The sequence below is a fragment of the Lentzea sp. NPDC092896 genome (assembly GCF_044754905.1).
Lineage (GTDB): Bacteria > Actinomycetota > Actinomycetes > Mycobacteriales > Pseudonocardiaceae > Lentzea.
In genome coordinates this window covers 1-8,442 of sequence record NZ_JBIVPX010000021.1, presented here as the reverse complement: position 1 = coordinate 8,442, position 8,442 = coordinate 1, and the positions used below count along the sequence as shown (strand labels likewise).

At 66.4% G+C, this 8,442-nt stretch carries 7 protein-coding genes; 3 read left to right on the top strand and 4 right to left on the bottom strand.

All coding sequences use genetic code 11. The annotated features are described in order from the left end of the window. Positions 1 to 290 precede the first annotated feature (290 nt). Positions 291 to 1,181 carry an aldose 1-epimerase family protein gene (locus ACIQF0_RS47600; protein ID WP_401041607.1) on the bottom strand — a complete coding sequence of 297 codons (891 nt, stop codon included), beginning with the start codon at positions 1,179 to 1,181 and terminating at the stop codon, positions 291 to 293. Positions 1,182 to 1,219: 38 nt separating this feature from the next. Between ACIQF0_RS47600 and ACIQF0_RS47595 the strand changes: the two genes are divergently transcribed. Further along, a complete protein-coding gene (locus ACIQF0_RS47595; protein WP_401041605.1) occupies positions 1,220 to 1,996 on the top strand; it encodes an MBL fold metallo-hydrolase in 777 nt (258 codons plus the stop codon). Then, positions 1,993 to 2,709 carry an AAA family ATPase gene (locus ACIQF0_RS47590; RefSeq protein WP_401041603.1) on the top strand — a complete coding sequence of 239 codons (717 nt, stop codon included), beginning with the start codon at positions 1,993 to 1,995 and terminating at the stop codon, positions 2,707 to 2,709. Before ACIQF0_RS47595 ends, ACIQF0_RS47590 begins: the two co-directional genes overlap by 4 nt. Positions 2,710 to 2,712: 3 nt before the next feature. Here the strand turns inward: ACIQF0_RS47590 and ACIQF0_RS47585 are convergent, their stop codons facing one another. After that, complete coding sequence (locus tag ACIQF0_RS47585; protein WP_360049315.1) at positions 2,713 to 4,107, bottom strand: APC family permease; 1,395 nt, start codon at positions 4,105 to 4,107, stop codon at positions 2,713 to 2,715. An 80-nt stretch (positions 4,108 to 4,187) separates the two neighbouring features. On the opposite strand from ACIQF0_RS47585, the gene ACIQF0_RS47580 reads away from it, so the two are divergent. Then, positions 4,188 to 4,982, top strand: a complete 795-nt coding sequence (locus ACIQF0_RS47580) for a hypothetical protein (protein WP_401041601.1) — start codon at positions 4,188 to 4,190, stop codon at positions 4,980 to 4,982. On the opposite strand, the gene ACIQF0_RS47575 is transcribed toward ACIQF0_RS47580, so the two are convergent. Together ACIQF0_RS47575 and asnB are read right to left on the bottom strand one after the other, a co-directional pair. Next, positions 4,966 to 6,228, bottom strand: coding sequence for an MFS transporter (locus ACIQF0_RS47575; protein WP_360049318.1), 1,263 nt, complete (start codon positions 6,226 to 6,228; stop codon positions 4,966 to 4,968). The genes ACIQF0_RS47580 and ACIQF0_RS47575 overlap by 17 nt on opposite strands. A gap of 59 nt (positions 6,229 to 6,287) precedes the next feature. Continuing rightward, positions 6,288 to 8,222 carry an asparagine synthase (glutamine-hydrolyzing) gene (gene asnB, locus ACIQF0_RS47570; RefSeq protein ID WP_360049319.1) on the bottom strand — a complete coding sequence of 645 codons (1,935 nt, stop codon included), beginning with the start codon at positions 8,220 to 8,222 and terminating at the stop codon, positions 6,288 to 6,290. Positions 8,223 to 8,442 lie beyond the last annotated feature (220 nt).

Genomic DNA, 8,442 nt, shown 5'->3' with positions numbered 1-8,442 from the left:
ACCCGCGTGTGGCGCGGACCCCCCGATCAGATTGCCGGGGGTCTGGGGGCAGAGCCCCCAGGGGAAGCACCCAACGCAAGCTGGCCGCCCGCAAGGTGACCCACCCGCCCGGTCGCCACCCGCCCGGTCGCCACCCGCCCGGTCGCCACCCGCAAGGTGACCACCCGCAAGGTGACCCACCCGCAAGGTGACCACCCGCAAGGTCGCCACCCGCAAGCTGGCCGCCCGCACGGTGACCCACCCGCAAGGTGGCCGCCCACAAGCCAGCCACCCCACAAAGCCGCAGCCCCCTAAGAAACCAGCGGCTGAATCCCCCACCGAGCCCCCCAGGACTCCCCAGGCGAAACCCAGATCAAATCCACCCCGGAGTTCAACGCATCCGGCGGACAGGTCATCGGCTCAACAGCAACAGCCCGCCCCCGCCCGGGATAAGAATCGGGCGTGTAAACCTGAACCCACCGAAACGCCGGATCCGCCCAAACCTCGACGCCACCGGTCTCGGCGAGCAGCGTGTGATGCACCAGCCCGTCCGCCCCAGGCTCACACCCCCCGAACGGCGTGTCCAGCCGAACCCCGTCCAGCCCCCGCCCACCCCGGAAGTCGAACTCGGTCCCCTCCACCGGCACGGCCGGCCCGGAAGGCACCATCCGCTCGGTGTCCAGCGGCAGCACGGTCGTCGCGGCCAGCGTCAACGTGCACGAGTCGGTCGAAGCGTTCCCGGCCCGCGGGTAGGGGTGCGTGCCGACACCGAACGGCGTGGCGACGTCCCCGACGTTCGTGACCCCGTGCGTGACGGTCAGTCCGCGATCATCCAGCGCGTAGGACACGGTGACGTCCAAAGCGGCAGGCCAGCCTGCCTGAGGCTCGATCAGCGCCCGCAACGACACCAGCGAGCCGGTGTGCTCCAGCACGGCCCACGGACGGCGCCGCACCAGCCCGTGAATCGCGTTCCCGCGAGCGGGTTCGGTGACTTCGAGCTGCTGCCGAACCCCGTCCAGCACCCAGGACGCGCCGGCGGTCCGGTTGGGCCAGGGAACCAGCACGGCCCCTGCGCTCATCGGCGGTTTCTCGTCCTCGCCGAATGTCTCCACGTACGGGACACCGTCCACCTCGAAAGACCGAAGGCCCGCGCCTACAGTCGTGATCACGGCGGTGGCACCCTCGTACGAGATCCCCAACATGAGGCTGAAGCCTACGGGGCCAGCGGAAGGATTTGCCCATGAAGGTTCATCACCTCAACTGCGCCACGTTCAGGCCGCCCCTGGTAGCGGGCGGTCTCGTGGCCCACTGCCTGCTGATCGAGTCCGATCAGGGCCTCGTGCTGGTCGACACGGGCTTCGGCATGAACGAGGTGACCAACCCGAAGGCGACGATCGACGGCCTGAGCCGCAAGCTGCTCAAGCCGGTGCTCGACATCACCGAGACGGCGATCAGCCAGGTCGAGCGGCGCGGCTACACGGCCGACGACGTCCGGCACGTCCTGCTGACCCACCTCGACCTGGACCACGCGGGCGGGCTGCGCGACTTCCCCAAGGCCACCGTCCACGTGCTGGACACCGAACTCGAAGCCGCGACGAACCCGCGCAACACCAAGGAACGGGCGCGGTACCCGAAGGCGCAGCGCGAGGGCGTCACGTTCGAGACGCACAAGGCGGAGGGCGAGGACTGGTTCGGGTTCCAGGCCGTCAAGGACGTCCCCGGCCTGCCGGACGACGTCCTGATGGTGCCGCTGATCGGCCACACCCGCGGCCACACGGGCATCGCGGTCAAGGGCGACGACGGCTGGATGCTGCACGCCGGCGACGCGTACTTCTACCGCGGCGAGGTCGAAACGCCGCCCAGCAACATCTTCGCGCTCAAGCTCACCGCCAAGCAGACCGAGACGATCCGCGAGCAGCGGCTGTCCAATGTGGAACGTCTGAAGGAACTCAAGGCGCAGGGCGAAGTCGAGGTCTTCTGCGCGCACGACCCGGTCGAACTGGCACGCCTGGCGTGACGTTCATCCACAGGATCCGCCTCGACCAGGTCGACGACACTCACCGCTACCCCTACACGCTCCCGGTCGTCCAGCACCTCATCAAGCACCCGCTGGAGCTCAAGCGCCCCATCACGTTCCTGACCGGGGACAACGGCGCGGGCAAGTCCACCCTGGTCGAGGCGATCGCGGTCGCGGCCGGGTTCAACGCCGAGGGCGGCACCCAGTCGTTCCACTTCGCGACGAAGGCGACCGAGTCGTCGCTGGGCGACTACCTGATCCTGAGCTGGGGCACCAGAAAGCCCCGCACGGGCTTCTTCCTGCGCGCCGAGTCGTTCTACAACGTCGCCACCGAGATCGACCGGATCGGCCAGGGGATTCACGCGTCGTACGGCGGAAAGTCGTTGCACGAGCGCTCACACGGCGAGAGCTTCATCGACCTCATGACCCACCGGTTCGGCAGCAAGGGCCTCTACGTGCTGGACGAACCGGAGGCCGCGCTGTCCGTCAAGGGCTGCCTCACGGTCCTGAGGCGCATGCACGAACTCGTCGAAGAGGGTTCGCAGTTCATCATCGCCACGCACTCGCCGATCCTGCTCGCGGCCCCGAACGCCACGATCCTCGAAATCACCGACACGATCGACGAAATCGACTACGACACAGCGGAACCGGTCCGGCTCACCCGCAACTTCCTGGGTGAGCCTGACCGGTTCCTCAAACACCTGCTCGACTGAGAACTACTTGCCGAGGTTCTCCGGGTGGGTCTCCACCTTGCCGTGCAGCACGCGGTTGATGCCCCACAGCACAAGCCCGGCCAGCAGCAGCCAGCCCGCGATCTTGTAGTCGTCGAACGGCCGCCCGGACGTCCACGGGATCGCGAGGTACGCGCACGTGATCGCGCCGAGCACCGGCGCCCACGTGGGCGCCCGGAAGTGCTTGTGCTCCGACTTCTCCTTGCGCAGCACTAGACACGCGACGTTGACGATGCTGAACACGATCAGCAGCAGCAACGACGTCGTGCCGCCGAGCTTGCCGATGTCCGCGGTGGACACCAGGATCACCGCGACGCCGGTCGTGAAGACGATCGAGATCCACGGCGTGCGGCGGAACGGGTGCACGGCGCCGAAGAACTTCGGGATGATCTTCTCGTTCGCCATGCCGTACAGCAGGCGGGACGCCATCAGCATGTTGATCAGGGCCGAGTTGATGACGGCCAGCAGACCGATCAACGCGAAGATCCACAGCGGGAAGCCGGGCGCGCCGACGGTGACGACCTTCAGCAACGCGCTGCTGCCGGCCTTCGCGAGCTCGTCGGCCGGGATCAGCAGCGACGACGTGATCGCGACGAGCACGTAGATCAGGGCCGCGATGCCCATGCCCCACAGCATCGCGCGCGGGAAGATCTTGACCGGGTTGCGGCACTCCTCGGCCATGTTGACCGAGTCCTCGAAGCCGACCATCGCGAAGAACGCGAGGGCGGTGGCCGAGGTGACCGCGAGCACCACGTTGCTGCCGGACGGGACGTGGATGTCGGTGAGCCTGCCGGGCTCGCCGTCGCCGTTGATGACGGCCCACGCGCCGATCAGGATGATGATCACCAGACCGGACAGCTCGATGCAGGTCAGCACCACGTTGGCTTTGACCGACTCGGACACGCCGCGGAAGTTGATGATCGCCAGCGCCGCGATGAAGACGATCGCGATGCCGGTGATGACCAGCGACTCCGGGCTGAGCGCGAGGTCGAAGAACTCCACCAGCAGCTGACGCAGGTACGTGCGACCGAACGCGAGGGCGGCCGACGACGCCGAGGTGATGCCCGAACACATGACCGCGAACGCGACCATGAACGTCAAGAAGTGGATCCCGAACGCTTTGTTCGTGTACAGCGCGGCACCGGCGGCTCTGGGGTACTTGCCGACCAGTTCGAGGTAGCTGAACGCGGTCAGGAACGCCACCACGAACGCGAGCAGGAAGGGCAGCCAGAGAGCGCCGCCGATCTTGCCTGCCACGTTGCCGGTGAGGGCGTAGATGCCGGTCCCGAGGATGTCGCCGACGACAAAGAACAGCAGCAGCTTCGGGCCTATCGCCCGATGTAGCTCTGGTTGCTCCGTTTGTGGAGTCGCTTCAGCCATGCCCGAAGATTCTGCCCGTTTTGCCTGGCTACCAGCGGGAATGGACGCCTACCTCACCCAATTGGTGTAACAATTCCCGCATGGGAGTTCGAATGAAACTCGCGATCGCCGCCGCCGTGACGCTGACCGCCTGCTCGTCCCCGACACCGGCCGAGAACGCCTCCCAGCACCGCGACGTGAAGAGCATCATCGCCGCGGTGACCAAGTCGATCAACGAGAAGGGGACCTACCGCTTCAGCATCACGCCACCGCCCACAGGAGGCGGCGTGCGGGCCCCGTCCAGCGGCTCGATCCGGCTGGGCGGCGAGGTCCCGAGCATGGACGCGACCACCAAACGTCCCGTGCAGACCGACGGCGAGGCAGTCGAACTACGACTCGTCTCCACCACGAAGGACACCGCGTTCGTGAAGCTGCCCACGACCGTCTTCGGCCTGCCCGCGGACAAGCCGTGGGTGAAGCTCGACCGCAAGGCCGACGACGACTTCACCACGACGGTGCTCGGCTTCCACGACGTCGTCTACCAGCAGGCGGCCTTCACGACGTACCACCTGCCGGTGATGGAGGCGGGCGGCGAACTCAAGCTGACCGCGGAGATCAACGGCCACACGCGCTACTCGATCGCCGTCGACTACCAGAAGGCCTACGACGCGCTGAAGGACGAGGGCCTGCGCGCCGAGGTCAAGCTCGCGCTGGACCAGAAGGTCCCGGGCTCCACCGGCGAGATCGAACTGGACGAGAACGGCCTGCCGGTGCGCATCACGTTCGTCACCCAGTTCCAGGGCGTGCAGATCGTCGACGAGGCGCGCTTCTCCGACTGGGGCGGCGATGTGCGGATCAGCGAGCCGAACCCGGCCGAGATCAGCTCGCGGAACTGACGCGGTAGCGCCAGATCGCCGGCAGCACCGCCACCATCGCGACGGACGCCACGACCACCAGCAGACCACCGACCGACACCGCGGCGGCCGTGCCGAACGCCGCGCCACCCGTGCCGTGCAACAGGTCCGCGATGCGCGGACCACCAGCGACGACGACGATGAAGACGCCCTGCATCCGTCCGCGCATCTCGTCCGTCGCGGCCGACTGCAGGATCGCGCCGCGGAACGCCATCGACACCATGTCCGCCGCGCCCGCCAGAGCCAGGAACCCGGCCGCGACCCAGATAGACCCGGCCAGCCCGAAGCCCATGATCGCGAGCCCCCACCCGACCACGGCCAAGGTCAGCGCAACGCCGTGCCGGCTGACGTTCGAGATCCACCCGGACGTGAGTCCGCAGATCACCGCGCCGACGGGAATCGCCGCGAACAGCACTCCGAGCGCGAACCCACCCCCGGCCGGGTCGCCGAACGTGTGCTGGGCCATCTCCGGGAACAGCGCCCGAGGCATGCCGAACACCATCGCGATGATGTCCAGCAACATGCTCGCCATCAGCACCTTCTGCGCCCACAGGTACGTGAAGCCGTCCAGCACGTCCCGCAGCCCGGCGCGCCGCACCACCCCGTCCAGCGGCGGCATCGGCGGCAACTTCCACACCGCGTAAACGGTGACGACGAGCGCAATCGCGTCCACCAAATACAGCGTCGAGAGCCCGACGATCGGCATGAACGCACCAGCGAGCAACGGCCCGAGCACGGCACCGAACTGCATGACGGTCGACCCGAGCGCACCGGCCGACGGCAACAGCTCAGCAGGCACCAGCCGAGCGATCGAGGCGGAGCGGGCAGGCGCGTTGGCCGCGAAGAAGACCTGTTGCAGGCCGAGCAACGCGATCACCAGCCACACCGAGCCGATGTTCATCGCGGCCTGGGCCCACAGCAGCACCGACGAGACCGCGATGCCGATGTTCGTGACGAGCAGCAGCTTGCGCCGGTCGACCGTGTCCGCGATCGCACCGCCCCACAGCCCGAACACGAGCAGCGGAACGAGCGCCACACCGGCGGCGATGCCGACCCACGCGGACGACCCGGTGAGGTCGTAGACCTGCTTGGGCACAGCAACGGCGGTGAGCTGGGAGCCCACCGCCGTCACGATCGTGGAGAGCCACAACCGGCGATACGCGACGATCTTCAACGGACGAGTGTCGATCACGAACGTCGAACGCGCGCTTCTCCCCACAGTGGCCACTTGGTTAGCCTATGGCAACTAACAAGCCTTTTACGGAGATGTGTCGCCAAGACCACTCGTCAGAGGCGGACGGGGTACACCGGCTCCGGCACCTTCGGGCTGATCCGGCCCTCGACGAAGATCCCGTGCCAGATCATGAAGCACAGCAGCGACCACAACTGCCGGCTGCGGTCGAACTGCTCGGACTTGTGCTCGGCGAGCAGGTCCAGCACCGCGTTCTTGTCGAGCAGGTGACCGGTCTGCGAGTCGTTGATGATCCCGCGCGCCCAGTCGTACATCTCGTCACGCAGCCACAACCGGATCGGCACCGGGAACCCGAGCTTGGGCCGGTTCAGCACGTGCGCGGGAATGATCTTCGCCAACGCCCTGCGCAGCGCGAACTTGGTCGTTCCTTCGGTCAGCTTCTGGTCGAGCGGCACCTCGGCCGCGACTCGGAACACCTCAGGATCGAGGAACGGCACCCGCAACTCGATCGAGTTGGCCATGGTCACCTTGTCGGCCTTGACCAGGATGTCGCCGCGCAACCACGTGTAGAGGTCGATGTGCTGCATGCGCGCAACGGGATCCCAGTCCTCCGACTCCCGGTACCAGGGCGCGGTGACGTCCTTGAAGCCAATCCCCTCGACGTAACCGGGGAACACCGCCCGCACCTGATCATCACTGAAGTTGCGAGCGTTCCCGTAGTACCGGTCCTCCAACCGAAGCGCCCCACGCCGCAAGAGATCCTTGCCGCGCACACCCTCCGGAATGGACTTGGACACAGCGCCCATCAACTTCCGAACGCCACCGGGCACCTTCTCGAAGGGCGCCAACGACAACGGCTCGTGGTAGATCACGTACCCACCGAACAGCTCGTCCGCACCCTCACCGGACAACACAGCCTTGACGTACTTACGCGCTTCCTTCGCGATGAAGTACAACGGCACCAACGCCGGGTCCGCCACCGGGTCGTCGAGGTACCAGAGGATGAGCGGCAGCTCTTCCATCATCTCGTCGGCGGACACGGTCCGAACCACATGCCGCACCCCGATAGCCGCGGCCGTCTCAGCAGCAACATCGACCTCGGAGTACCCGTCACGATCAAACCCGCTGGTGAACGCGATGAGGTTCGGGTTGTGCAGCTTCGCCAACGTCGCAGTGGCCGTGGAGTCGATACCGCCGGACAAGAACGCACCGACCGTGACGTCCGGGTCCGAAATCATGTGCTTGGACACCGAGTCACGCATCACGTCAGCAATGCGCTCGTACAGCGCCTCAGCCTCGTGCGCCCCGTTAACGGGCCGAGGCGAGAACACGGGCTTGAAGTACCGGTTGAACAGCACCTGCCCACCAGGCGACACCCGGAACGACGTCCCGGACTCCACCCGCCGAATCGCCTTGTGCAACGACTCAGGCTCAGGCACGTACTGAAGCACCAGGTAGTGCTGCAACGCGGTCTGATCCAGCTCCTGACTGATGCCAAGCACCCCGGTCAGCTGCAACAAACTCTTCTTCTCGGACGAGAAGCCAACCCCACCGGGCCCAGCGGCCCAGTACAACGGCTTGATCCCAAACGGATCGCGAGCGCCAAAAACGACCCGCTCCTGCGCGTCCCAGATCATGAACGCGAACATGCCGCGCAACATCTTGACCCAGTCAGCACCGAGGAAGTGATAGCCGGCGACGATGGCCTCGCCATCACCCTTGGTCTTGAACTGGGCCCCGAACTTCCGCATGAGCTCCGAACGAAGCTCCTTGTAGTTGTAGATCTCGCCGTTGAAGTTCAGCGTGTACCGCGTCGGGTTCTCCGGCGGCCCCCACACCAGCGGCTGATGCGAGTGCTCAAGATCGATGAAACCAAGCCGGTTGAACCCGTAGACGACCTCAGCATCAGCCCAGGTGTCCTGCTCGTCGGGCCCACGGTGCCGCTGGCAGCGCAGTGCTGCGGCCACAGAGGCACGCGCGGAGACCGCAGCTGCTTCGGTGGAACAGATGAGTCCGAGCACTCCGCACACGTGAAATCGCACCTCGTAGTTCGCTGTTGCAGAAATCCCAGTATGCCGAAGCGAACTTCGGACATTCCCGCCACCCGAAGGACGCCTGACTCACCGGTCAGGTTCACCGCAACACCAACTGATCACCCGCGAAGCCGAAGGCGAGCCGTCCTTACCGAACGGGCTGGGCGGTGGGGTCCCGTCACGAGTCGCACCACAGCTCTTGCTGCATGCAGGTAGG